Annotated in this window: 22 protein-coding genes; 10 read left to right on the forward strand and 12 right to left on the reverse strand. The window is 52.1% G+C overall.

Annotated elements, in window-relative coordinates:
- Positions 1-29: 29 nt before the first annotated feature.
- From QC823_RS10730 to cysD, 4 genes are all read right to left on the reverse strand, one after another.
- Positions 30-182 carry a hypothetical protein gene (locus QC823_RS10730; protein WP_309656344.1) on the reverse strand — a complete coding sequence of 51 codons (153 nt, stop codon included), beginning with the start codon at positions 180-182 and terminating at the stop codon, positions 30-32.
- On the reverse strand, positions 179-952 hold the full coding sequence (gene cysQ, locus QC823_RS10735; RefSeq protein WP_422823646.1) for a 3'(2'),5'-bisphosphate nucleotidase CysQ: 774 nt from the start codon (positions 950-952) through the stop codon (positions 179-181). Before cysQ ends, QC823_RS10730 begins: the two co-directional genes overlap by 4 nt.
- A gap of 198 nt (positions 953-1,150) precedes the next feature.
- Positions 1,151-3,055 carry a sulfate adenylyltransferase subunit CysN gene (cysN, locus tag QC823_RS10740; RefSeq protein ID WP_309656346.1) on the reverse strand — a complete coding sequence of 635 codons (1,905 nt, stop codon included), beginning with the start codon at positions 3,053-3,055 and terminating at the stop codon, positions 1,151-1,153.
- Positions 3,055-3,987: a sulfate adenylyltransferase subunit CysD gene (gene cysD, locus QC823_RS10745; protein ID WP_309656347.1), complete on the reverse strand. Its 933-nt coding sequence runs from the start codon at positions 3,985-3,987 to the stop codon at positions 3,055-3,057. The genes cysN and cysD overlap by 1 nt, the downstream gene beginning before the upstream one ends.
- 107 nt (positions 3,988-4,094) lie before the next feature.
- Here cysD and QC823_RS10750 point away from each other — a divergent pair, with 107 nt between their 5' ends.
- From QC823_RS10750 to QC823_RS10780, 7 genes are read left to right on the forward strand one after another with little or no spacing between them, the layout of a single operon-like run.
- Positions 4,095-5,822, forward strand: a complete 1,728-nt coding sequence (locus tag QC823_RS10750; protein WP_309656348.1) for an SLC13 family permease — start codon at positions 4,095-4,097, stop codon at positions 5,820-5,822.
- Between the two features lie 36 nt (positions 5,823-5,858).
- Positions 5,859-6,866, forward strand: a complete 1,008-nt coding sequence (rfbB, locus tag QC823_RS10755; RefSeq protein WP_309656349.1) for a dTDP-glucose 4,6-dehydratase — start codon at positions 5,859-5,861, stop codon at positions 6,864-6,866.
- 26 nt (positions 6,867-6,892) lie between these two features.
- On the forward strand, positions 6,893-7,063 hold the full coding sequence (locus tag QC823_RS10760; RefSeq protein ID WP_309656350.1) for a hypothetical protein: 171 nt from the start codon (positions 6,893-6,895) through the stop codon (positions 7,061-7,063).
- Entirely contained in the window at positions 7,063-7,647 is a 585-nt protein-coding gene (locus QC823_RS10765) for a hypothetical protein (RefSeq protein WP_309656351.1), read from the forward strand. Before QC823_RS10760 ends, QC823_RS10765 begins: the two co-directional genes overlap by 1 nt.
- Positions 7,644-8,513 carry a glucose-1-phosphate thymidylyltransferase RfbA gene (rfbA, locus tag QC823_RS10770; RefSeq protein WP_309656352.1) on the forward strand — a complete coding sequence of 290 codons (870 nt, stop codon included), beginning with the start codon at positions 7,644-7,646 and terminating at the stop codon, positions 8,511-8,513. The genes QC823_RS10765 and rfbA overlap by 4 nt, the downstream gene beginning before the upstream one ends.
- A gap of 39 nt (positions 8,514-8,552) precedes the next feature.
- Entirely contained in the window at positions 8,553-9,632 is a 1,080-nt protein-coding gene (locus QC823_RS10775) for a DegT/DnrJ/EryC1/StrS family aminotransferase (RefSeq protein WP_309656353.1), read from the forward strand.
- Positions 9,632-10,198 (forward strand): acyltransferase, encoded by a 567-nt coding sequence (locus QC823_RS10780; protein WP_309656354.1) that lies wholly within the window; start codon positions 9,632-9,634, stop codon positions 10,196-10,198. Before QC823_RS10775 ends, QC823_RS10780 begins: the two co-directional genes overlap by 1 nt.
- 38 nt (positions 10,199-10,236) lie before the next feature.
- Here QC823_RS10780 and QC823_RS10785 read toward each other — a convergent pair whose 3' ends face one another.
- A complete protein-coding gene (locus QC823_RS10785; RefSeq protein WP_309656355.1) occupies positions 10,237-14,871 on the reverse strand; it encodes a TDP-N-acetylfucosamine:lipid II N-acetylfucosaminyltransferase family protein in 4,635 nt (1,544 codons plus the stop codon).
- 129 nt (positions 14,872-15,000) lie between these two features.
- Complete coding sequence (locus tag QC823_RS10790; RefSeq protein WP_309656356.1) at positions 15,001-16,155, reverse strand: FliC/FljB family flagellin; 1,155 nt, start codon at positions 16,153-16,155, stop codon at positions 15,001-15,003.
- A gap of 240 nt (positions 16,156-16,395) precedes the next feature.
- Between QC823_RS10790 and QC823_RS10795 the strand changes: the two genes are divergently transcribed.
- From QC823_RS10795 to QC823_RS10805, 3 genes are all read left to right on the forward strand, one after another.
- Positions 16,396-17,841: a flagellin N-terminal helical domain-containing protein gene (locus QC823_RS10795; protein ID WP_309656357.1), complete on the forward strand. Its 1,446-nt coding sequence runs from the start codon at positions 16,396-16,398 to the stop codon at positions 17,839-17,841.
- Positions 17,842-18,109: 268 nt separating this feature from the next.
- Complete coding sequence (locus QC823_RS10800; RefSeq protein ID WP_309656358.1) at positions 18,110-18,700, forward strand: cell division protein ZipA C-terminal FtsZ-binding domain-containing protein; 591 nt, start codon at positions 18,110-18,112, stop codon at positions 18,698-18,700.
- Between the two features lie 58 nt (positions 18,701-18,758).
- On the forward strand, positions 18,759-19,139 hold the full coding sequence (locus QC823_RS10805) for a hypothetical protein (protein ID WP_309656359.1): 381 nt from the start codon (positions 18,759-18,761) through the stop codon (positions 19,137-19,139).
- Between the two features lie 10 nt (positions 19,140-19,149).
- Here QC823_RS10805 and QC823_RS10810 read toward each other — a convergent pair whose 3' ends face one another.
- The 6 genes from QC823_RS10810 to QC823_RS10835 form a co-directional block, all read right to left on the reverse strand.
- Positions 19,150-21,168 carry a helicase C-terminal domain-containing protein gene (locus tag QC823_RS10810; RefSeq protein WP_309656360.1) on the reverse strand — a complete coding sequence of 673 codons (2,019 nt, stop codon included), beginning with the start codon at positions 21,166-21,168 and terminating at the stop codon, positions 19,150-19,152.
- A gap of 170 nt (positions 21,169-21,338) precedes the next feature.
- The gene (locus QC823_RS10815; RefSeq protein WP_309656361.1) at positions 21,339-21,932 is read right to left on the reverse strand and encodes a hypothetical protein; all 594 of its coding nucleotides are present in this window, start codon (positions 21,930-21,932) and stop codon (positions 21,339-21,341) included.
- A 37-nt stretch (positions 21,933-21,969) separates the two neighbouring features.
- On the reverse strand, positions 21,970-22,941 hold the full coding sequence (locus QC823_RS10820) for a hypothetical protein (RefSeq protein ID WP_309656362.1): 972 nt from the start codon (positions 22,939-22,941) through the stop codon (positions 21,970-21,972).
- Complete coding sequence (locus QC823_RS10825) at positions 22,938-23,627, reverse strand: hypothetical protein (RefSeq protein WP_309656363.1); 690 nt, start codon at positions 23,625-23,627, stop codon at positions 22,938-22,940. Before QC823_RS10825 ends, QC823_RS10820 begins: the two co-directional genes overlap by 4 nt.
- Positions 23,612-24,691 carry a hypothetical protein gene (locus tag QC823_RS10830; protein WP_309656364.1) on the reverse strand — a complete coding sequence of 360 codons (1,080 nt, stop codon included), beginning with the start codon at positions 24,689-24,691 and terminating at the stop codon, positions 23,612-23,614. Before QC823_RS10830 ends, QC823_RS10825 begins: the two co-directional genes overlap by 16 nt.
- Positions 24,692-24,817: 126 nt before the next feature.
- Complete coding sequence (locus QC823_RS10835) at positions 24,818-26,296, reverse strand: ATP-binding protein (RefSeq protein ID WP_309656365.1); 1,479 nt, start codon at positions 26,294-26,296, stop codon at positions 24,818-24,820.
- Between the last annotated feature and the right edge of the window lie 147 nt (positions 26,297-26,443).

Consider the following 26,443-nt stretch of genomic DNA (forward strand, 5'->3'; position numbering starts at 1 on the left):
CATCACCCGCGTATGCTCACGCTGTTGCTTTATCGCATCATCGAGAATCGCCAGCAGCTTTTCATAATCCTCTGGCATTTCAGCCCCATACCTGTTGCTACGAAGCGTTCGATGGTGTGCTGCGTTTCATCAATCACGGTTTGCAGTTCATCGATGACGCGTTGTTGCTCATTATTGGTCATCGATTTTCCCCGTGGCCCCACACCACAAAGTGCGGGTTGAGCGTTTCACTTGGCGTGGCATAGGAAAGCGACTCGCCTTGCAGCGTTTCCACACGACCGCCGGCTTGCTCAACCACCGCTTGCGCGGCGCCGGTATCCCATAGGCAGGTAGGGCCTAGGCGTGGGTAAACGTCCGCCTTGCCTTCGGCGATCACGCAGAGTTTCAGCGAACTGCCCATGGGCAGCACCTCATGCTCGCCGAGTTTGTTGAGCCAATCCGCGAGATCCGGGCTTGGGTGCGAGCGGCTGCCCACGACCCGCCATGGTGTAGTGGCGTCAGGCCTTCCGGCCACTTGCAGCGTATGGCGTGTGCCATCTTTTTCTACCTTCACTGCCCCCAGGCCTTCGGCCGCGAGATAGGCGGTATCCAGTGCGGGCGCCACGACCACGCCGAGCACTGGCTTGCCCTGCTCAATCAAAGCGATATTAACGGTGAATTCATCGTTACGCTTGATGAACTCCTTCGTGCCATCCAGCGGGTCAACGAGCCAATAGCGGCCTTCGCCGTCTGGACCCTGGAAGGCATCAATATCTTCCTCGGAGAGCACCGGAATCCCCACCGGCAAGGCATTCAAGCCCTTGACGATGATCTCGTGCGCCGCCTTGTCCGCTTCGGTCAACGGGCTTTTGTCTTCCTTCTCTTCGACACTGAACTCACGGCGGTACACCGCCATGATCGCCTTGCCAGCTTCACGGGCAAGGTGCTCAACATCGTTCACCAGGTTTGCCATGTTCATTTTATTGCTACCTTTCGCCGTTACAAGATTGCTGCATCCGATCGCCTTGAACCTGTCGGTGGTCGGGTATCTGTGGTGGCTCGGTTCTATCCTTCGACAAGCTCAGGATGAACGGCATCTGAGAGTGACCTCTTCCCGTTCGGTCTGAGCTTGTCGAAGACCCTCCCTCGACAGGCTCGGGATGAGCGGAAATCAGTTGATCAGTCCACGCTCACGTAGCGCAACCATCACGGTCTCGGCGGCCTCTTCGGGGCTGCTGGTGGCGGTCTTGAGATGCACCTCCGGTGTTTCGGGCATTTCATAAGCCGAATCAATGCCGGTGAAGTTCTTTAGCTCACCACGGCGGGCTTTCTTATAAAGCCCCTTGGGGTCGCGTTCTTCGGCGACGTCCAACGGTGTATCAACAAAGACCTCGATGAACTCACCTTCGCCTACCAAATCGCGCGCCATTTGACGCTCGCTACGAAACGGCGAGATAAACGCCGAGAGCACAATCAAGCCCGCGTCCACCATCAACTTGGCGACTTCGCTCACCCGGCGGATATTCTCAACACGGTCGGCATCGGTAAAGCCGAGATCACGGTTTAACCCGTGGCGCACGTTATCGCCATCAAGCAGATAAGTGTGCTGCCCTTGGGCGAAGAGCTTTTGCTCCACCAGGTTAGCAATGGTCGATTTGCCGGCCCCGGAGAGTCCGGTAAACCACAGCACGACCGGCTTTTGCGTTTTCGCTTCGGCGCGAACCCGTTTGTCGATATCCACGTGCTGCATGTGAATATTCTGGCTGCGCCGTAGGGCAAAGTGCAGCATCCCCGCGCCCACGGTGTTATTGGTCATCCGGTCGATGAGAATAAAACCGCCGGTATCCTGGTTATCTTTGTAAGCGTCAAACGCCACGGCTTTGTTCACGCTCAGCGTGCAAATACCGATGGCGTTGAGATCGAGTTGCTTAGCGGCGGTATGCTCAAGTGTATTCACGTTCACCTGGTACTTAATATCGGTGACCGTGGCCGTCACCGTCTGGGTGCCGAGCTTCATCAAGTAAGGCCGCCCAGGCAACAGCGGCTGCTCATCCATCCACACCAGCGTGGTTTCAAACTGGTCCGCTGTCTGCGCCGGGTGCTCCACCCCGGAAATCACATCCCCGCGAGAGATATCAATTTCGTCTTCTAACAGTAGCGTGATCGACTGCCCGGCGACGGCCTCGTCCAAGTCGCCATCGAAGGTATAGATGCGCGCCACTTGGCTGGCTTTGCCTGACGGCTGCACGCGAATGGCGTCACCGGGTTTAACCGTGCCGCTGGACACCATGCCGGTAAAGCCGCGGAAATCGAGGTTAGGGCGATTGACCCACTGCACCGGCATGCGGAAAGGAGCGCGCTGCAAGCGGTCATCGTCGATCTCGACGGTTTCCAGGTACCCCATCAAGGTGGTGCCGTGGTACCACGGCATGTTCACGCCATGCTCGATGACGTTGTCACCCTTCAACGCCGACATGGGAATAAAAGTAATGTTCTCCAGGCCCAGTTGTTTGGCGAAAGCGCGGTACGCTTCCACAATCTCATCGAAGCGTGCTTTGGAGTAGTCGACCAAATCCATCTTGTTGATCGCGACTACTACATGGCGCAAGCCCATCAACGCCATCAAAAAGCTGTGACGGCATGTTTGGGTCAAAATGCCGTAGCGGGCATCAACCATCAAAATGGCGGCATCGGCGGTGGAGGCGCCGGTGACCATGTTGCGGGTGTACTGCTCGTGCCCCGGCGTGTCGGCGACGATGAACTTGCGTTTATCGGTGGAGAAGAACCGGTACGCCACGTCAATGGTGATGCCCTGCTCGCGCTCGGCGGCCAGGCCGTCCACCAGCAGGGCAAAATCCATCTCACCGCCCTGGGTGCCGTATTTCTTGGAGTCTGCTTCAATGGCGGCAAGCTGGTCTTCAAACAGCAGTTTGGACTCAAAAAGCAGCCGGCCAATCAGCGTGCTTTTACCGTCGTCCACGCTGCCACACGTGATAAAGCGCAAAAGCCCCTTATGCTCGTGGGCTTTGAGATACTGCTCGATATCGCCGGCGATAAGATCCGATGAATGCGCCATTAGAAATACCCCTCTTGCTTTTTCTTCTCCATGGAGGCGGCGCTGTCGTGGTCAATCACGCGCCCCTGGCGTTCGGATGTATGGGTTAGCAGCATTTCCTGGATGATCGCAGGCAGCGTATCGGCCTCGGACTCGATCGCCCCGGTCAGCGGGTAGCAGCCCAGCGTGCGGAAACGCACTTTGCGCATCATGGGCACTTCGCCTTGTTCCAGCGGCATGCGCGCGTCATCGACCATGATCAAGGCGCCGTCGCGCTCGACCACCGGACGCTCGGCGGCGTAGTAAAGCGGCACAATGGGGATGTTTTGCAGGTAGATATACTGCCAGATATCCAGCTCGGTCCAGTTAGAAATCGGAAACACCCGGATCGACTCACCTTTGTGCTTACGCGTATTAAAAAGCTTCCACAGCTCCGGACGCTGGTTCTTGGGGTCCCAGCGGTGCTGAGCGGTGCGAAACGAGAAGATCCGCTCCTTGGCGCGGGATTTTTCTTCATCACGGCGTGCGCCGCCGAAGGCGGCATCAAAGCCGTACTTGTCCAGCGCCATTTTCAGGCTCTCGGTCTTCATGATGTCGGTATGGATGGCCGCGCCATGGGTGAAGGGGTTGATGTCCTTTTCCACTCCCTCGGGGTTGATGTGTACCAAAAGATCCATGCCGATCTCTTCGGCCATCTTGTCGCGGAATTCGTACATGGCGCGAAACTTCCAGCGCGTATCCACGTGCAACAGCGGAAACGGGGGTGGTGACGGCGCAAACGCCTTGCGTGCCAAATGCAGCATCACGGCGGAGTCCTTGCCCACGGAGTAGAGCATCACCGGGTTGTCGGTCTCGGCGACCACTTCCCGCATGATCTGGATGCTTTCGGCTTCAAGCCGCTGTAGATGAGTCAATGTGTGCATGCGCTGCCCTTTTGCCTCGCCCGGCGACATTAGCGCCGCGTGCTATATCCATAAAATGATTTTGTTATAGTGCCACGAACACTACAGCGGCTCATACCCGCCGCTCATCCTGACGTTTGACAAAAGGCACACGCTGTATGGCTTGGTTAGCGCTCCTCTCTCTTTTTGGCCTACTGGCGATACTGCTTAGCGGGCGCGTTACCCCGGCAGTGGCGTTTACCAGCGTCGCCGTGCTTTATGCGCTAGCAGGCTGGGTGGAAACCCCACGGTTGCTAAACGCCTACACCAACCCCGCGCTTGTCACATTGCTTGTGCTGTTGATGGTTTCTCAGGCATTGGAGCGCTCCCCGTGGCTGACCACATTAGCGAAGCGCTTAATGCACGGCAGCGAACGCCACGCCACCGCAAAACTGGTGGGGGCCAGCGCATTGCTGTCGGCATTTTTTAATAACACCGCCGTTGTCGCTGGGTTGATGAGTGCAGTGGCTAAGCAGCCTCACTTTGCCCCGTCGCGTTTGCTATTGCCGCTTTCCTTCGCCACCGTACTGGGCGGCATCACAACGCTTGTGGGCACCTCCACCAACCTGGTGGTGAACTCCTTTGCCGTTGAGGCGGGTTTAGGGTTTTCGCTGTTTCAATTTAGTTGGGTGGGCGTGCCGGTGGCGCTGCTAAGCCTGGGCATGCTCATCTGGCGGGCACGCTGCCTGCCCCACCACGCAGCCCCTTTTGATGAGGCCGCGCTGCACTATTTTGCCGCCGCGCAGGTAACGCCTGACTCACCGATGATCGGCCACAGCATCGAAGCGAATGGCCTACGCCACTTGGAAGGCCTTTACTTGCTCGAAATCGAGCGCGAGGGCCGGCTGATCACCCCCGTGGGGCCGGATATGCCGTTACAAGCCAACGACACCTTGGTGTTTACCGGCGATATCAGCAAACTGCACGCGCTGCAGCGCTTTTCCGGCCTCGCGCTGTTTGGCCACCCCGCCAGCCAACTGCTAACCGATAACCTGGTGGAAGTGGTGCTCTCCCACGACTCCCCTTTGATTCATCAGACGCTGCAAAACGTCGACTTCCGCAGCCGTTTTGATGCAGGCGTCGTGGCCATTCGTCGGGGTAACCAGCGGCTAAAAGGCCAGCTAGGGCGCATACCGCTGAAAGCCGGGGATTGCCTGCTGCTTGCCATCGGGCCGGACTTTCACCAGCACCATAACATTACCCGCAATTTTTACCTGCTGGATGACAGCCTACAGCGGCCCTCGCTCGGCCAGTGGCAGAACCTTTTGGCGGTGGGCGGCTTCGCACTCACGTTGATAGCCGCTGCCACGCAAGTGCTACCGCTCCTTCACGGTTTATTACTCCTGCTAGAGGCTTTATTGCTCAGCGGCACGCTACAACTCGCCGAACTGCGCCGGCGCTTTCCGTTCGCGCTGTGGCTCACCATTGGCTCGGCGCTGGCCATTGCGCAGGGGCTTAGCCAAAGCGGCGGCGCAGATATCATCACTCAAGGCGTTCAGGCACTGTTTAGCGGATATGGTGTGTATGCCGCCTTTGTCGGTTGCTACCTACTCACCTGGCTACTCACCGAAACCGTTACCAACAACGCTGCGGCGGCGCTTAGCTTCCCCGTGGCATGGGCCACGGCACAAAGTTTTGGCGCCGACCCAACGCCTTTTATGCTGGCAGTCGCCTACGGCGCCAGCGCCTGCTTTCTGCTGCCGTTCGGTTACCAGACGCACCTAATGGTGTACTCCACCGGCCAGTACCGCTTGAAGGATATTTGGCGTTTAGGCTGGCCAGTGAGCGTTGTGTATAGCGCTGGCGTGTTGTTGCTTACGCCTTGGGTGTTTCCGTTTGGGGAATGAGGCACACTAGCGCAACACTTTGATAGCTGAAGAACTATGAAACTCATGATCACCGGCGGTGCGGGTTTTATCGGCAGCGCTGTTGTACGCTTTGTAATGGCCAACACCGACTGGCACATTTTGAACTTAGATAAGCTTACCTACGCCGCCAATCTCAATGCGCTTGAAGGCGCCAAGCGCAGTGAGCGTTATCAACTCGCGCAGGTGGATATCATCAATAGCAGTGCGATAGAGCAGCTATTCCAGCAACACCAGCCCGATGCTGTGATGCACCTAGCCGCTGAAAGCCATGTCGACCGTTCCATCAGCGGCCCAGCAGCGTTTATCGAAACCAATATCTTGGGTACCTACACCTTGCTGGAAGCCGCCCGCCACTACTGGCAAGGCTTGAGTGGCCCAAGACGTGAGCGTTTCCGCCTTCACCATGTCTCCACCGATGAAGTATACGGCGACTTAGCAACGCCTGATGCCCCTGCGTTCACTGAATCAACGCCTTACGCGCCCAGTTCGCCCTACTCCGCTAGCAAGGCAAGCTCCGATCACCTTGTGCGTGCCTGGCACCGCACTTACGGCTTACCCGTAGTGCTTACCAACTGCTCCAACAATTATGGCCCTTGGCAGCACTCGGAAAAGCTGATCCCACTGACGATTCGCAACGCCTTAGCCGGAGAACTGCTACCAGTGTATGGCAATGGCGAGCAAATCCGCGACTGGCTCTACGTGGAAGACCACGCCCGCGCCTTGCATCTTGTACTAACTCAGGGCCGCATTGGCGAAACCTACAATATCGGCGGCGACAGTGAGCAGCGCAATATTGATGTCGTGCGCGCCATCTGCCAGCTTTTGGAGGAACACGCCCCGCGCCCTGGTCAACCCTACGCTGAGCAGATACGCTTCGTGCAAGACCGCCCCGGCCATGACAAGCGCTACGCGATCAACGCCACTAAGCTAAAATATGAGTTAGCATGGCAACCGCAAGAGAGTTTTCACAGCGGGCTCAGGAAAACCTTAGAGTGGTCGTTAACAAATAGGAAAGGCCGGTAAGCAGCATTAATCCCGAGGAGCAACGCATGGTACATTTAGCGCAAGAACCACTGTCGCACCCTAAACGCGTGCTATTAACTGAAGATATGGAAGCGCACGCCAAAGAAATTTCTAAAGATAAAGTAAAAGCGAAGGCGTTCCTGGTCAGAGCAGGCCTAATGCAGAAAAATGGCAAACCGACAAAAGCGTTTCGCTAATGCAAACAGGCTATAAACTTTCTCCGCTAGTGGGCTACCACGGCTGCGATAAAGCAGTAGCCGAGCAAGTGTTGTCAGGGCAAACACATCTCAGGCACAGCGAGAATGAATACGACTGGCTCGGAGATGGCATCTACTTCTGGGTGGATAGCTTCGAGCGTGCACTGGACTGGGCCAACATACACAACAAAAAAACGCCTTATGTTATCGGTGCGTTTATTGACCCAGGATTTTGCCTGAACTTAACAGATTACGGTGTCACATCTGAGCTGAAAACGGCTTACCACTTCCTTGAAGCGACTTACGCACAAGCTGATGAAAATCTCCCAAAAAACGCCGCTGTGCAGCATGGCAAGCCCATGACACGTAAGCTAGATTGCGCCGTAATAAAGGCAGCCCACCAATTACGTGAAGATGAAGATGAGCCTGCCTTTGATACCGTATATGGCGTTTTTGAAGAAGGACCAGAGCTTTATCCCGGATCCGCTTTAAAAGAACACACTCATGTCCAAGTTGCCGTGCGCAATCAAAAATCTATTATTGGTTATTTTAGACCGGAGCAGCTAATAGGTGGCGCACCATGAAAGGCATCATCCTGGCAGGCGGCAGCGGCTCTCGGCTTTATCCCATTACGCTTGGCGTTTCCAAGCAGCTGTTGCCCATTTACGACAAGCCGATGATCTACTACCCGCTCTCGGTGCTGATGCTGGCGGGCATCCAGGATATTTTGATTATTACCACACCCGATGACCAAGCAAGCTTTCAAAGGCTGCTGGGTGATGGCAGCCGTTTTGGTATCTCACTCAGCTATGCAGTGCAGCCAAGCCCTGAAGGCTTAGCACAAGCCTTTACCATCGGTGAAAAATTCATAGGCAACGACAGCGTTTGCCTCGTGCTGGGCGACAATATCTTCTACGGCCAAGGCTTCACTCCTAAACTACGCCAAGCGACTGCTATACCAAAAGGCGCCACCGTATTTGGCTACCAAGTGAAAGACCCAGAGCGCTTTGGCGTGGTAGCGTTCGATGCAGAGCAGCGTGCCATCAGCATTGAAGAAAAGCCGGAGAAGCCGCGCTCACATTATGCCGTGACCGGCCTTTATTTTTACGACAATGATGTGGTTGAAATAGCCAAGCAGGTAAAACCTTCTGCACGCGGTGAGCTAGAGATTACCAGCATCAACCAAGCATATCTTGAGCGTGGTGACTTGCACGTAGAACTGCTTGGCCGAGGCTTTGCATGGCTGGATACGGGTACCCATGAAAGCCTGCTGGAAGCAGCCCAGTTTGTAGAGACTATTGAAAAGCGCCAAGGATACAAAATTGCCTGTTTGGAAGAAATTGCCTTCAACCAAGGCTGGCTAAGCAATGAGGAAATGGTTCGCTTAAGCAAGCCATTGGAGAAAAGCGGCTACGGGGCTTACTTGCAGCAGCTCATCAGCAGTACTTAACCACACGCTGCACATTCCACCTTTGCCTAAAGGATGACTATGATTCCCGTGACGAAGCCTTATTTGCCTAGCCGAGAAAAGCTTGACCGTTATATTGACGGCATTTACGAGCGCGCTTGGCTAACTAATAACGGCGAACTAGTGCAGGAACTCACCAAGCGGCTGGAAGCGTATTTAGGGGTGGAAAATCTTTTGCTAGTGGCTAATGGCACCTTGGCGCTGCAGATCGCCTACCGCGCACTAGGTATCAGCGGCCGCACCGAACCCACAGAGGCTATTACCACTCCATTCACGTTCGTCGCTACCGCCAGCTCGCTAAAGTGGGAAGGAGTGGAGCCTATATTTACCGATATCGACCCAGATACCTGGTGCTTAGACCCCGCGTTAATAGAAAACGCTATTACACCGCATACCCGTGCCATTGTGCCTGTGCATGTGTTCGGAAATGCCTGTGAAGTCGAAGCCATTGACCTCGTCGCTCAAAAACATAACCTCAAAGTCATCTATGATGCCTCCCACGCCTTTGGCGTAAATTACAAAGGCGAAAGCCTTCTCAAGCGTGGCGATGCCGCCACACTCAGCTTCCACGCCACCAAACTCTTTCACACCGGGGAAGGTGGGGCAATTATCTTCAAGCGAAAGGAAGACCTAGAGCGGGCGAAGAAAATGATCAACTTTGGCATCACAGGGCCGGAAACGATTGAAGAGCTGGGCATCAACGCCAAGATGAATGAACTTCAAGCGGCGATGGGCCTATGTGTACTGGACGAGATAGAAGACAACCTTCAAGCCCGTGCCGACGTGTGGCACCGTTATGAACAGTCACTCCCGAAAAATCTGCAACTGCAGGCCAAACCGCAATATTTAGATTACAACTACGCCTACTTCCCAGTCGTGTTTGAAAGCGAAGAACAAACAGTACTAATAGCAGAACAGTTAAAAGAACAGAGTGTGCTGACTAGACGATATTTTTATCCATCGCTGGAAAGCGTTGCATTCTTGGGCGCGCAAGCGGAGCAGCCGGTGTCGAAGAATATTGCCAGCCGTATATTGTGTTTGCCCATTTATTCAGGGTGTGACACACAATATGTTTTATCAAAAATAATGGAGCTTTTATAATGGCATACCTTAGTCGCACCGAGCTAATAAAATTTGGATTTAAAGAGGTTGGCGAAAATGTTTATATATCTAAAAAAGCCTCAATCTACAATCCATCTAAAATAAAAATAGGAAACAATGTTAGAATTGATGATTTCTGTATTTTATCAGCAGGAAATGGTGGTATCGAAGTTAAAAGCTATATTCATATCGCGGCTTATGTCTCTCTGATTGGTGCAGGAAAAATCACATTAAATAATTTCTGCAATTTATCATCCAGAGTTTCTATTTATAGCAGCAATGATGATTACTCAGGGGAGTTTCTTACTAACCCTATGGTGCCCAACGAGTTTAAAAACGTCACTTCTAAAGATGTTAACATTGGCAAGCATGTTATCATTGGCTCTGGAAGTGTGGTATTACCAGGAGTCACTCTCGAAGAAGGTGTAGCGATTGGCGCACTGAGTTTAGTTAATAAAAGCTGTGAAAAATTCACTATATATGCTGGTAGCCCCATCAGTAAATTAAAGAAAAGAAAAGAAAACCTTAAAAAACTTGAAGAAATAATTATAAACAGCCCTGCCTAATTTTTTGAAACTAAACAGGGAGCCTCCCGAGCATATGGCTATAGAAAATATCCAAGCTTTTCGGCATTACTATTGCATATACTTCTAATTAAATTATAGTTATCTTCTCTAAAAAAACATTTAACATCTACATCTCTATTTCCTTTTGGCTGAAACTGCTTATCTACCATATTTTCAACATCCACCTCTACTGAAAATCCTAAATCACACACAAGATTTTCTATATAATACTTTTTATCTTTAACAAAATCTTCGTATTTTACAATTTTAATCCTGTCTTTATTCTCAATTGCCAGGTTAGCTATATAATTCCATCTATTAGCCAACGACTCAATATAACTTTTAGAATCGCAACCCAGCCAGTTGCTGTCAACTACGTATTTCCAAGCAGGCGATGTAGAAAAAACCTCATAGTCTTCATAACTTAACTTTTTATGCGAACCCGGCACACCAAGCCTATTCAAGATACTCCTAATATTCTGATAAGGGTTACGAATAATCAAAACAAACTTTGAATCAGGGAATAAATCAATAAGTGTATCAAGAAAAACAGAAAGTGCTGGCTCTTTAACGATATCAGAATCCATCTCACTTTGGTGTCTTTCTAAGAAATCGATTAACGCATTGCCGTCATGAATCGCCATTTTTTGCCACGCAAAGTCTTTACTGCCCCCTTTAATATCAAGCGTTGCTTTTTTATTTGCAGCTTCACTTACTAAAGCTGCAATGGCAGTTGTGCCCGATTTTTGATTTCCTAGAAAAAAAACTTCAGGCGCTTTCATTTTATAAAAATTATTTGACTTTACTATCTTATCAAATCCAGCGAACATTTTATTTATAACAACTTCTTTCCCAAAGCTCTTAAAAGCAATTTCTCTTTGCTTCTTTTTTTGTTCTTCACTAACAAAAACCTCTCTTAACGAATCAACTTTACAGAAAAAATCATATGAAAAAAGAACTTCGCCATTTTTAGCTAGCTTTTCCCACAAGGGATTTTGCATATTCTTACCGAGGAACTTTATTTTTTTCTTTACTACAGTGGCATTTCCATATAACAAAGAGGCAACTATATTTGCACCACCTTGTTGCCGATCATGTGCCATAATTACAAACATTGACTGTGCTAAAAACCTAAAATATTCAAGAGCAGTCCTTTTTTCTTCTATAAAAGACACCTGATTAGCAATATTCAAAGATATAGCGCTTTTAATAATTTTATCTTTATAACCTTCAGGAGCGTTATATGAAAACGGTAAGACAATTTTATATTTCTTAATATCACTTTTTGTTGAAAGCTCTTTTAATATGTCAAGATGGTTGTTTGACGGATCTCCGCTATTACCTAACACAATGCGGTTTTCTTTTTCTATTTTCTCATCATCTATGACTTCCCACTCATCCCCTAGTGAATAAAGAAAAGGAACTCTTTCCTTTGGGCCATAATATTTAGTGAAAATAGAAAAGTCACCATCCCACCAAGTAGCAACCCCATAAAGAGATTGTACAACGTCTGAAATATCTATATTATTTTTTATAGGGTTATAAAGATCCCCTCCCCACATTACCCAAACGGTTTTCTTTTTTTCTCCGATATATTTCACTAATTTTTTTTGCCAGTCAAAAAACATACCATGGAAAAAAATACCTACTACATCGTCTTTTAAGCATAAGCTTTTAATCTTTATCAAATCATTTTTCTGATCAAAAAAATGCGCTTTAGGATTATTTGATATATCAATATCATAATTTGGTATAGATCGGCTACGCTCTACGTAAACATCATGCTCAACACTAGGGTGAATATCATGATCAGTCAAAATATCTACTAGCGGTTGAACATGCATATTATTAAAGCAAATATGTATTATTTTTTTCCCTTCTTTAAGGGGTTTATCGTTAGTAATCTGGTCTCTTTTATCGGCCATGCCTTCTTCAATTAGGTACCCCTCCGCCTTCGCCTCATCCACCTCCTTCAACAATCCATACGCCATATCCTTGATGCCATACACCGTATGCAGAAGGAACGCGAGCTTGGTGCGCTGGTTGTCGGTCAGCACTGCCATACGCTCATAGCTTGGGAGGAACAACGCATCGGCACTTTGCAGTTCGGTGGCTTGGCGTTTTTCCGCTGGTACGTTTTCCGGTAGGTGGCTCAGATACTGCTGATCATTGAAACGGTAGAAACGGAAGCCATGGCGAGCCATCCAGTGTTGTATTTCTGCAAGGTTGGGCTGACGCTGATGGGTCGGCTGGAAGGCAATGCGCACTTGAATGGCAAGGGTATCTTTCAATGCCTTTTCACCATGTTCCAGAATGGCCGTGGCGTCGCTCAGGTCGTCCAGAATCAGCCAGTCCAGGCTTTCAAGGCCTTCAATGCTGTCCAGGGCGATAGTATTGATCGGCAGCTTGGTGAGCACCCTGGCGCCTTGCGGATTGGCGGCGTGCTGCTGTTCCGGGGGTAGTGGCTCAAGCGTGCTGCTGAAGGCAGGGTCCAGGCAGGCATGAAGCGTTGCCGGCTGGCCATCGCCGAGGGCGGCATGAGGGAGCACTTGAACGTCTTCGCTGCCTTCAAACTGTTGAGGTTTTTTCACTTGGCTGGTGGGGTCAAAAGCGACAATACCAAAGGCGTTTAATTTGCGAAGCCCTTCAATACTTTTTTGGCGGATAAGCTTTGCACTGTTATCAAGTGTGATGATCTTTCCTGCTAAATTCCAGGTGAACCCAACATCCACTTCTTGGGATTCAGGGTGCTGTACCTCAACAGGTGCATCTTCACCTTCGAACCAGGCTTCCCCCTGTTTGTTGAAGGTAAGTGCCTCGGGAGCTTTGCCTTCACAGTAACGTTGCCATATAGCACGCAGCGCCTTGGTCAGGTGGTACGTAAAACGTGGGCCATCGCAAACAGGGGATTGAAGCAAGACATCTCGAAGATGTGTACGAATAGTGGCTAGACTGTCTAGGTCGCTTGCCAGCTCCAGCACGCGTTCGTGGTATTCATCCCAGCTGTTCACAACCAACTCCGGCATACCGGCGTTGACAAGGTGAGTGGCACTGTGGCGTCCGGCAAATGTTGGGCCGGGAAGTGAAACCACTGGCACGCCCATTAAAAAGGCCTCGCAGGTGGTCAAGCCGCCGGAATAGGGCCATGGATCCAGGGCAATATCAGCCTGATTATAGGCATCCAGCATTTCATGATTAGCGCCGGGGCCTTCAATTAACAGGCGCTCGCGCGAGATCCCTTCGGCTTCAAGCTGGGTATAAAGATGTTCACAAAAAGCTTCGCTACTATATGCGCGACCTTTCAATAGCAGCTTGGACCCAGGTAATTGATGCATTATTTTGGACCATTCTACCAGGGTCTTATGATTGATCTTGATAGGGTTGTTAAAACAAGCCAGCGTTATATAGCCATTGCGCTTGGCAGGAAGCTCATTAATATTTGGAAGGTTTTTGGGCGGATCAAAAATAATGTAATCATCGGGCAAACGAATCAATTTTTCAGTGTAGTGTTTGTCTTCACCCTTGGGCGTTTCAATGCTATCGCTGATCAAGTAGTCTATTGACTTTACGCCCGTTGTGTTAATCAGCCCCCCTACCCATTTCATTAGTAAAGGTGCGGGCTGCATGGCAATCACCTTCATTCGATTGCCAGTATTGTGGCCAGAAAGATCAATTAAAATGTCGATTTTATCGTCACGCATTTTCTGATAGAGAGCTTTATCAGAAAATTGATTAATTGATAGCCAATGATCTATGCATGATTGTAATCTTAGGGATATGCTGTCCTTAATATCACTGGTAGAATAGGCGAAAAGCTCTGCCTCTTCAGAATTGAAATGCTCTAAAAATCGCACTATCATCTTGCCTACCGGATGACTGCGAAAACCATCCGAAAGCATTCCGATTCTAAGGCGACGAGAAGGGTCTAGATTTTCCGCCAAAGGCCGTTTGGGCGGATCTTGGGGTGCGTAGTGCACTTCCCATTGGTTGATAACTTCTTCAATTTCTTCGCGTGATACCTCGGCATCATAATGCAAAGAAGTTAGCCAATTTGAATAAGGTATCGGGTCTTTTCCAGTCAATTTCTCAGATTTTTTATAGTAGGCAATCGCGCTATCCAGATTCCCTAAATCCCGCATGACATTACCAAGACTGTTCCAGTGCACATGAGAGTCAGGATTCAACTCTATCAGGCGTAAAAACACCTCTTTTGCTTCTTCTAACCGAAACAAGCCGTTTAGTATTTTTCCTTTCGTATCCAGCACTCTAATATCCTTAGGTGATAGATGCTCGGCTTTTTCGATATAATCTAGGCCGGTTGTAAGCTTTCCTGCATCAAAATATATTTTAGCTAAAGTTGTTAAGCAAAATACTGAATTCGGTTGAACAGTTTGAGATAACTCTAGATATTTTAGTGCTTCCTTGGGTTTATGGCGCTTATATTCAATATATCCCAGCCATTCTAATATTTCATGGCTCTCAGGCAATTGCTGTTCCGCTTTTGCCATGGTTTGATAAGCCTCATCAAGCTCATCTTTCTCAAGGTGCCATTGAGCCAGTTTTATCCACGCATTAGCATTGTGTGGCTGACGTTCGGTTTGTTGACGAAGTTTTGCCAAACTTAATGGCTTGCCAACGGAACGGTTTTGAATATGTCTATTTTTGCGCACCATGAGAACTCGATCTTAGCAAGGATGAATAACGCTACTTCAAGAGGATAGAACTATAAAAACTTGTAATATACAATGATAAAAAAGCAGGCCATAGGGCCTGCTTCATTATAAAGCTTATAGCGTTTTAGATTAGCCCAGCAGAGACAGCACGCTCTGAGGGATCTGATTGGCCTGGGCCAATACGCTGGTACCTGCCTGCTGCAGGATCTGTGCACGCGTCATGTTGGCTACTTCTTTTGCATAGTCAGCATCTTCGATACGTGAACGTGCAGCGGAAAGGTTCGTGCTGTTGGTTTCAAGGTTGGTAATAGCGGAATCAAATCGATTCTGTACCGCACCCAGTTCAGAACGCAAACCATCAATGGTGCTCAATGAGTCATCCAACTGCTTCAGCGGATCTGATGTAGCAATTGTCAGCGCATCACCAGTGATGGTGACGCTGTCAAGCGTAGCACCAGCACCACCAGTAGAAGCTGTAGCATCAAAGCTTTCAACTTCATAATAAATGGTATCACCATTGGCATCGGTAGTACCGGTATCCAGAAACAGGTTCCCGTCAGCATCGGATACAACGTCACCACCACCGGTGTAACCGTCAACGTCTGAAACATTGGCAGCTGCTACGCCGGTAAAATCAGCGATAGCAATTTCAGTATCGCCTGCAGTGGTGGATGCAGTGGTGGCTGCTGTAAAGGACTTCCCATCAACATCGGTGAGTTTTTCACCATCAGCAGGTGCTGAAGGATTATCAGGACCATTGACATTAAAGCCAGTAAGATCAAGGGTGTCGCGGTTGATGGCCGTCAGTGAAATCTCGATGGTTTCATCATCGTTGGCCCCTACCTGAATACTCATGGCAGAAACGCCTTCATCTAGCACCTTGGTGCCGTTAAAGTCAGTTTCTGCTGAAATGCGATCAATTTCTGTCAGGCGCTGATTGATCTCATCCTGAATAGAGTTCAGGTCATCCTGGCTATTAGTGCCATTTTCCGCTTGAACCGTCAGCTCGCGGACACGCTGGACGTTGTCGTTGATCTGGTTCAGGGCGCCTTCGGCAGTCTGTGCAACAGAGATACCGTCGTTGGAGTTACGCACCGCCTGGTTTAGACCGGTGATCTGGGCGCTCATGCGATTGGCGATGGCCTGACCGGCGGCATCGTCAGCAGCGCTGTTGATGCGCAGACCTGAAGACAGACGCTCCATGGCAGTGCTGAGCGAGTCGTTTGACTTATTCAGGTTCTGCTGGGCGATCATGGAGGTGATGTTGGTATTAATCACTGACATGGTGATTCTCCTTTACTTTGACACTGGCCTAGAAGGCCCGCTTTTTCGGCCACATTGTGTGCCGTTATTACTGATTACGGCGGATGGGAGGAAACCTTTAGGGTACTTGATAAAAAAAGGTGTAAAAGTTGGTAACAGGAGAATGATAGAGAGCATGCCTCTCGCGTAAACGATGAAAAAGGGGTGTTCGCAAGTAAAAAATTAAGTAGCATGAGGACAAATGAATGCAAGGAGGCAGTCATGGCCGTCATCATCAATACCAACACTCTCTCGCTCAAGAGCCAAGCCCACAACACCCGTGCGAACGGTGCGTTAGCCACCGCCATGGAGCGCCTATCCTCCGGCTTACGCATCAATAGCGCCAAGGACGACGCTGCCGGTCAAGCCATGGCCAACCGCATGGAGGCCAGCCTTCGGGCTGGTGACAAGATCACCCAGGGCATCAATGATGGCATCAGCCTGATGCAGACCGCGGAAGGTGGCCTGGATGGCATCAATGGCCTGCTGCAGCGTGGGCGGCAGCTGTCGGTGCAGGCGGCAAATGGAACCCTGTCGAATTCCGATCGTGAAGCGCTGCATGGCGAGTTCTTGCAGCTACAAGATGAAATCGATCGGATTTCTTTCGATACGCAGGCCTTCGATAAGCACCCTTTGGCGCCGGCCGAACAAAGGCAACTGGATGCCGCGCTTGGTAATACTCAAACTCTCAAGGATGTTGTAACCAAGGGTGTTTGGGACAATAGTCGTCCTTCATCAGCTGACCCAATAGGGTTTATCCCGAAGGGCACGAAGGGGCTTGTCATTGATATTGATTCTTTGGGAGCTGATGATGATATCCAGCTTTTTACCATCAACGGTACCCATCTTGTGGGCACACCACTGGAGGTAAATGATCCCGACGATGTTGACTATACCTGGTCCATTAATGGTATTGATAACCCTGATGATTTGAAGCAGAACTTGCTTAATTCAGCTAATGGCTTCGGTGATGAAGTTGAATATGATGATTCCATTCTCTTTCACAATACAACCGAATATGATCCGCCGCCGGGAAGTGTTGTAACACGCCGTGTTGCTGGCATGAATATCGCCTACAGCGGTGATGGCGATTGGCATGATAATGGAGTGAATGACGGCTACAATGACCCTGGAACTCGCCTTGAAAGGGTGGTGATTGAAGAAGTGAACCAACCACTCTTTCTGGCCGTAGCCGGTAATGGGCATTATAACTTGAAAGTTGACTGGGATGAGATGCCGGATGGTCCTCCGCCACACCCACTCAGCACAGACACAGATATCGTCATGGACGCCGATTTTGGCGGAAATGCGAACAAGTTGACCATCCCCGCCACACCCTCAGATAGTGAAACACTAGGTTTGAAATATGTGAACCTGCTGACTCAGGGTGGTGCCGGAGCCGCTATTGAAACCTTCGACGACGCTCTTTCACTGGTTGATGGTTATAGAAGTAATTATGGCGCTTTGAATAATCGCTTTGAAGGTGCCATCGCCAACCTTGAACAGCAGAAGATAAGCACCAGTGCAGCACAATCTCGCATTATGGACGCAGATTATGCATTGGAAACTGCCAACTTGGTGAAAGCGCAGATCATCCAGCAGGCAAGCAGCAGCATGCTGGCCCAGGCCAACCAGGTACCAGAACTTGCGTTGACGCTGCTGCAGTAGGAAGCGTTTTTTGCCTCTTTTTGAAGCTGCTGATTTCTTAATTACGCTGCTTTTGAATGCCGTTTTCCAATCACGTCACAACCTCGATTACTACCTTCTGACTGCTTGCCACTGAGCGTGTGGGTGCGTACACGATGAGTCCATTTTTGACCTGTGACGTCTAGCGTGATGTCGGTGCTTTATTTATAGCGCCCTTTTCATCAGGCGCTGCATTTTTATGCCCAAACGCGTATCTTAAAGCTATCCGATAGCGTGATGAGGAAACACCATGTCATCTTCCAACCTCCCCATACTGCTGGCCGGCGTCGCGATTGTGCTCGGGCTTGCCAGCCTTTGGCTTTTTTACCGCGTGGTGATCAAGCCACGCCAAGCGGCAAAGCCAACCACCCCTGCGCCTAGCCCCGCGCCGCAAAAAACGCCTGACGCGGCGGCGCCCACGCCGAAAAAACCCGCCAAAACCCAAAAGCCCGCGCAGCAGTGCTTGTTTGTGGTGTTTGATGCGCCAAGCCAAGCGATCAACCAGGCGCTGGGCGAAATGCTAAAAGAGAAAAAAGCCTTTTACGAGGCGGAGCTGGGCGCCTTCCACCTGCCGCCGGGGCCCAAGGGCTACCCGCTGATGGTGGCCAGCGCCACCTCGCCGGGCAAGCTGCCGCCGCTGCATGAAGGGGGCGAGCACGCGCCGGTGCAGGGCATCTCGATTTTGATCCGCTTTTTGAACGCGCGCAAAGTCTCAAGAAGCCCCGATGATTTGATCGCCTTCACCCATGAGGTCGCCGAGCTTGGCGGGCATATCCTCGATGCCAAGCGCGAGCCGATCACCGAAGAGACGCTGGCTGAAATGCGCCGCGAGGACGAGTAGACTACGCGCGTTTATCACTGCCTTAAGTTGCTGCCACCTCTATGATCAACGTACCAGAATGAGCTATCGACAATACGAAGCGCCCTTTCAGCTTTATGACGTGGTGTATGTGATCATCCCGCGGCTGGACCAAGCGCAGAAGCTGGTGAACGGCACCTTGGCGTCGCTGATCAATGGCGCCACGGACCATAAAGATTTAGCCAAGCGCATGGAGCAACGTCGCGAGTTCACCCTCGAATTGCAGGCGATCCACACCAATTTGGAGCACCTGCTGGAGCGCTACCGGCCGGATGTGAAGGATATGCTCGCCTCAGGCGGCGCGAGCGGCAACCGCAAGGTGGAACCGGATGAAATGGAGCAAGAGGCGATTGAGCGCGCCAAGGAGATTTACCGCAAGGTGGTCGCGTTTCAAACCGGCCGGCGAGAAGTGCCGTGGTAGGGGGGGGGGGTTAGAGCAAAGCCGCTAAAGCTTGGTTCGGCGTTGTGCCTTCTGTTTCTTTTCCACCCGGTTCTTCCGCACTTTGATAGGCACGCATAAAGCGTGCAGGTATCGCGCCCAGTAGCGTTTGCCTAACGTACACGCCTTCGCGCGGCGGGTAGCCCGAAGGCCGTGGGATGCGCGGCTCTAATAGCGTCACCAGCACATCGTCATCGGGATGACGAATTGCACGCCCCAGCCCTTGGCGCAATTTGTGCAGGGTTCGCACGGTGTTTTTCCGTTGCAGCATGCCGTTGGCGATGCGTTTTGCATCTTCTTCGGGCACATCTCGACGGTGCAATAGCTGCTCCACCAGGTGCTGTTCAACTTGGCTCAGCATCGGGCGGGGGTTACGCACTACCACTAAGTGCTGCCAATACGCTTGGTTATCTTCACGGCTTGGCGACAGCCCTTCCCACCCGGCGGGTGTGAGCAAAATGGCATCTTTTTCTAGCTTGGCCACCACTTCGCTCAGCCCCATGCCGGGATGATGCGCCACTAGGCGATGCACTTGCTCTAAGGGCCAAGCGGCTTCTAACGCGGCAACATCGGCGTAGCTGGCACACAGCACCAGGGTGCGGCCCAGTTGATCAGTGATATAGGGCAGCGCTTGTTGGCAGAAGTGATTGGCAAGGCGGTAATCGCCGTTTTCTTGCGGCGACAGCGGATGCGGCAGCGCTCTGGGTAAGCGAAAGCGCAAAGTGCCGAAACGCTGCGCCTGGAAGCTTCGCTGCAGGCCGCTGCGCTTGTGGGTCACCGGCAGCTGCAAGCGGCTGCGCATATAGCGGAAATTAGGGATTTCCCCAGGTGCGTGATCAAGATCCGAAAGCGTGGCGGACGTCATAAAGGTGACCCGCTCCTTGGCACCGGCTTTGAGGCTTGAAGCAGCACTCGGCGCGTGCGCCACAATACCAGGCAGCCCGAGAACGGGTGAGTAATCCAGCACCAGATAGCGGCTGGCTTCGCGCAGCCGGGCGGCGATTTTCTCTGCCCCTTGACGTAGGTGCTGCCATTCCCGCCAGAGGGCTGGGTCGTGGCTGCTCTCACGCGGACGCAATTTCAGTAACGCCGTCACCGCCGCTTGCATGGCCTCACTTTGGTAGGGTGTTAGGCTATGCGCGCTACCTGCGCGCTCGCGTTCGGTCATGTTATCCAGCAGGGATTGCCACTGTTTCACAACGCGGTGCTGCTTTAGCTGCTTCAGAAGATGCGTGGCAGACTGTAGCGAAATACGCTCGCTCAACAGCTCTTCAGCGATTTCGGGGTAGTGTTCCGCTTCATCCAGCAGGAGCGCATAAGGCGCCTCCGCCTGAGTAATCTTGCCTTGCGTGACTAAATCCACGGCCAGCAGGGCGTGGTTAATCACCAAGATATCGCTTTGCTGGGCCGCTTGGTGTTGCGTCTCTAGGCTTTCCGGCAGGGGGTCAGTAGGCCGTAGGGCGATATCGCGTAGCTGCCACCCCTCCGGTAGCCAGGCGGGGTCAAGGTCCAGCAAGCAGCCATCGCTTTTCAGCGCCCAGCGGGCAAGGCGACGGTGGGCAGCGGGTAAGTGGCTATCTTCCGCCGCGCTCTCCAAGCTGACCACGCCTAGATTGAGCGCCAAGCGTTCGGGGTTTAAATAGTTCTCACGCCCCATGCGCAGCGCAAAGCTAAGAAGCGGTAATTGGGCGTGGTGTAAATAATCGCGCACGATGGCGAGGTTATCCGGCTGCAACAGTTGTCGCTGCAGCGCGCGGGAGTGGGTAGAGATCAGCGCTCGGCGCGCAGCCTGCTTCCCGCCCATGTGCTTGCCTTTAGCCACCCAGTCCGCCAGCACTAGCTGATAAGCCAGCGACTTGCCAATGCCGGTATCGCCTTCCACAAAGTGCAACTTACCCTGCTCTTTTAGGCCATCCACCAAGGCTTCCGCGTAGGCGATTTGCACCGGATTGCGCTGAAAGCCGGGGCGCTTTGGCAGTATCTCGCTGAGGTAATGGATGACAGGGTGCATAGAAAGCGTATCTAGGTAGGTAGGAAAGAAAAATAGAAGCGCCCCAGTGGCTGGGGCACTATTCCCGCAACGGCGGGACGTTCAGACGTTCCATTCTGGTATGAAACTCGTTGCAAACACTTCCGCGTAGGCGGAACGGGCTCATGATAACAACAAAGCGCACTGTTGCCCTAACGCTTGCATAGCATGCCCATGCCGTAAGCCCGCAGGCGGGAGACACCGTTTAGCCACGCTTGAGCGGCAGCGGCTTCGTCAATCACGCTAACCTGCGCGCTTACCCATATCACGCGCTGCAATTGCGGTTGGTTGCGCCGGTGCTGCCATTCACCCAGCGGGCAAAACGACAGCGTTTGCGTGTCAACGTTAAGCCCTTGGCGCTGCATGCGCTCGGTGATCAAGTTCGCCCAGCGCTCACGCGGCGCGGGGATGTGCTGGCTGCGGGTGAGCCTCTCTCCAGTAGACGATAACCGCGTGGCTACCGTGGGCACCCAGTGCCAGTCCAACGTCAAGGTAGCGCCCTGGTGGAGGCTAACGTGATGCTTTTCCGCATGCGGAAATTCGCCTGCGGCACGCACGGTAAAAAAATGCCGCTCTTGGGTTAACCACTCGACCCGGAAGATAAAAGGCCGCTCACGCTTGGGGTAGTGGGTATCGCCGGTAAAAAGCTGCCACGCGGTACGATGGTAATCTTCCAAGGTAACCGGCTGGCCCGGTGCATGCCCAGGATCGCATAGCGCGCTTGCTTCATAATAATGCACCTGCATCTTGGTCAATCACCTTCTTGGTTGGCTTAATGCCCTATTAAAATAGCGAGCCTTGCTGTGGGTCTCGCGACACCGGCGGCGCTTCAACCATCGGTATCTGCAATGGCGCTGGCGGTTCGCAGTACGGCAATAAGGCGTCTAAATGGGGCATCACGGTGCCTAACACCGCCGGGAGTTTGAGTCGCTCGTGCGGGTCTGTCGGGAGTGCATGTAGTAATGCCGCGGGGTCGGGGACTTTTTCCAACCACTGGCCAAAGGCCTTATCATCGCGCTTTCCTTCGGCGGCATCGAGAATCGGTTTCCAGAACATGATTCTATCCGCTTGCGCGGCTAGGCCTTGCGTCTTAAGTTGCTGCGCGGTCAACACCATCGCGTGCAAATCCAATACGCTGACGCCGCTTTCGCTATTGCACCAAAGCTCTCGTAGCGAGGTGGTGGGCGTTAAGTGGCGCATAAGGCCATCCACTTTGCGCCCCCAGTTCTCGATGTAAACAAACCCTTCACTCACTGGGTCAAGCTCGCCCTGTGCTAGCAGGGCCAGCAGACGGGCTAATGGTTTTTCGGTACTTAACCGGCCTTCTTGCCCCCATTGGCCCTGGCGGTATTTTTCAAACAACTTCGGCGGCAGCGTGAGGTGAAGCTCAGCCGCTGGCGTGATAATACCGCCCGAACCCACCAGCATCCCCAACTTGCCGTAAACCGGCGTGCGCGTGTTGCCCGTTACGTTCATGCGCTCCAAGCCCAGCATCTGCTCACTGGCGATGCGCGGGGTATAGCACGTTAGGCAAACATATTCGGTACCACCGTTTTTACCGTAACGGTATTCGACCGCTTCAAAGGGAGCCTCGACCTCCGCCCAAGGCCGTTCGCAACAGGCGCAGCTAGGCGTTTTAGGCGTCAGCGTGGTGAAAAACGCGCTTTGCCGCAGATTGCGGGTGGCACGATAAAGTAACTGATAGCCACGGTAGCGCGGATTCACCTCGCTCTGTGGCGCGCCTGTCTCCTTCATGCCAACACCTCACGCAAAATTCGCGGTGGGCGGTAAACCGGCTCGTCGCTTCCCCAGGGCGTCAAGCGCAAGTGATCCGCCAGTGGCGTATAGGGAAGGCCTACGTGCATTTCTTGATCACGCCAACTGCGCTGTCGCCAGCAGGCTTGTGTATCGCGTTCAAACGTCATGGCGGTCACAGCGCCTTGGCCGCGACTGTAACCCAGGCCGATATGCGGGATTTCACTGAGCAAGTCCATGCACGCCTCGGGGTCGCCCTCTGCGTAAAAGATCAGGTAGGGGCAGAGCCTCCCTTTATGCTGAGTTAATTTAGGCGCCCAATCGCCGCCGTCTATCCGCAGGGGCGCCCGCACATTACGTGCGGCTAGTAGCGGCAGCCGGTAGAGATAACTCATAAAGCCCACCGTATGCGCCTCTAACCCGAACTGCGGCGTCACACCAAAGATCAGCTGTGAGGCGCGATAAGCGCGCTGCGCGTCATCAAACACTAATGGCAACGGGTGGGGTGACAACCAATCAAGTGCCCTACGGCAAGCCGCTTCCTGCAGCAGCGTGTCTAAACGGGGCACAATACGCGGCAATACAAGCGGCGTGTGCAGCTGTAACAGCAGCTTAAAAGGCTGCGCTTGAGCGGGGGCAATACCGCGATTCGATGTGCTCGCTTCCCCCATCAGCTCTGCTTCCACCGTTTGCGCGCTTCCAGGCGGGCGAACAGGGTGAAGTCATAGCTCGGCAATGCTGTGAGAAAGGCTTGCCATGCGGCCTCCAGTGCATCACCTTCCAGCTGAATTCCCATGTCATCCAGCTTTACGGTGCCGATAGGCGATGCGCGGCGCTCTCCAGGGGCGCGCTGTAACACTTCCCACTCGGCGCTAATGGCGCCAAAGCCACTGGCAAGGTGCCCGCCAAGTCTCGGCCGTTGGGAAAACTCCGCTAGGCAGTGCAGCAGTAGCCCGAGCAATTCCGGCGCCCCTTCAATTAATCGTAAGCGGCTTTGCATCTGACTGCCGGGAGCAATCGCTTCGTACCCGACCAACGGGTGCTTGATGGATTCCTCAGACCCTTCACGCTTTTTGCGAATGGCTTTTTCTTGTGCGTCGAGCTCGCGGATCTGCTTGGCAAAGGCCTGCTTGGCTTCTTTTTCTTCCACCTGACGCGACTCGGCTTTGAGTGAGCGCACCTGCTCCCGGATTGCCTCAATCTCCACCATGCTTTCCCGAGCGCTGCGCATTTCGCTCATGAGTGCGTCTTTCTCGTCTTCGCTCAAGTACGTCACTAGGCGCGCATCGTGCTCAAACTGATCGTGACGCGCCCCTTGGCCAGCGGTAATGAGGTTATCTCGGCTAGTTAATAGCGGCCCGACTTCCAAGTGGCCCGCCAGCTTCCAGCGGCCAAACAGGCTCATAAAGGGATTGGCTTGGCGCAGGTACGCTTCCGCTCGCGGGTCGTGGCTTTGGCCGATAGCTTCGTTATTTATTTCACGCGAGATATCAATGCCCTCACCCAGCATATACATCTGCGCGCGATCAAAAACACGGTCCTCGGGTTTATCGTGCGCGTTCGCAAGCTCACGAATCAGCATATTCAACCCCGCTTTGCGCAAAGGCCCCCGCAGAGTGCCACCGTTCAGAAACACCTGCCCATGCGGCGTGCGCGGCAAACGCTCGTCCATGCCAAAGTAGCTTACGTTAATCGGGGCTTCAGCCGTGATATGGCCGGAGAGCTGATAGGCAAGCGGGGTGGTGTTCATGCGGCATTTCCTAACGATAGTGTAAAGCGCTGATGAAGCGAGCGGGGCTTATGATGGCATATCGTGCCGCTGAGTGCAGAGGCTCAAGGCCCTACCGAGTCGTTTTATCGCGTGCCTCGGTCATCGCTAGATATACGCAAGCATATCAACAACCACGCCATTGGCTTTGAAGTTTTGGTAGCTGATATTAAGATCATCATCTCGCAGAAGCCGAAGATCGCCATCCAAGAAAGTAGGCTGAATTTTACTCACTTTGGTACGCGATTTTGCGGGACGAGGCTCCTCTTTTTCTTGCAGTTCCTTGATATACGCCACAAGACTGAAAATATCATCGTCAGGTCTCTCTTCGAGAGCCTGTTCCGCGACAATGGACGCAATATCTTTACCTATCCCTATATTAATAAGCGTATCGACTAAACGATTACGCTTCGACGGCTCCTGGCCTGACGATAGTGTCGAGTCCTCAACATCTTCAGGTGGTGATTCTTGAATTGCGGCTTGCATCCGTATTGATTCTGTTGGCACATCCAAATCAGCATACTTAAGTATTCGTTCCTCTCGTCCGCTTTTTAACGCCGATATCATCGGATGAACCATCGCCAACTCTTCCTGATAAGTCTTGATGATAAGGGAGCTATCCAAGATTTCCCGGCTCGCTATCACAGCCCGGGCCTGGCTTAGATAAAATAGTGCCACGGCAATATGCGCGATCCCTTGGGTCAAGTCCCAAAAGAGGCTCATCATCTCTTGCGTATAAGGCGTTGGTGACTTGAACCATTGCAACTTCCATAGCCGCTTAAAAAACTTCTCCCAATCGCTGGCAGTTTCATCATTTGAAACGCAGGAGAACCTTCCCCACTCCAGGCTGCCAAATTGCGCCGCTCGTCTTGCCGAACGCATTGTCGGCTGAAAAAGTTCCAGCGCTTTGGGTGTGCCGATAAATAGAACAGGCACTTTAATGACGTTGGTCAGTGTGACGAAGAAATTCAGCATCTTGGCAGCACCGCCGGATCGCGACTTCTCCAAGTGCTGTATCTCGTCAATAACGAGCAGACCAATGGAATGCAAGGCAGAGACGCGAGCAATATCGCCGAGCATGGATTCGGCTGATGAGCGAGATTTCACATAGAGCTGCTGATAGTCGGTACCCAGCGCATCATCAACTGCCCTGAAAAAGTTGGTACAGAGGTTTTTGACGGAACCATCGTGGGGGCATTCCACTTTCAGCCAGACTAACTGGGCGTGGTGATAATCGGGGTGGTAAATAGCCTGTGGATAGCTTTGTAGAATCGCTTCAACCGCCGTCGACTTTCCCGTACCAGAGCAACCGATTACTGAGCTTACCAAGGCAGCATTTCCCGCATTGCGGGCAACCGCCGTGAAATCGGTTCGACCAGCATCATCGAGGTTTCGCTGATAGGCAACCGCTGCAATATTTCGACACAGGTAGCCACGACGGATCATCCCAGAAATCATTTGTTCAAGCTGAAGGTGGGATTTTGTGGGATAGAGGAATTGATCCAGAATTCGCATCATCGCGTGGCGACGTATATGTCCCGGCAGAGATTTTTCTGCTTCATCTACCTTTGGAGTGCGAGATAACAATAACGCTGTCGCTTGAGGCGAATTAATGGGGGGCAGAACGTTAATAAGAGGATGACCTTCATCCCGGGTTATTCACGAGGCAGGCCTGAAAACAAAAATAGTGAATGGTAATCTCTAAGGTAATCAATACGTTCCGCCAAGAACACG

Source organism: Vreelandella vilamensis (genome assembly GCF_031451755.1).
In the GTDB taxonomy this organism is placed as follows: Bacteria; Pseudomonadota; Gammaproteobacteria; order Pseudomonadales; family Halomonadaceae; genus Vreelandella; species Vreelandella vilamensis.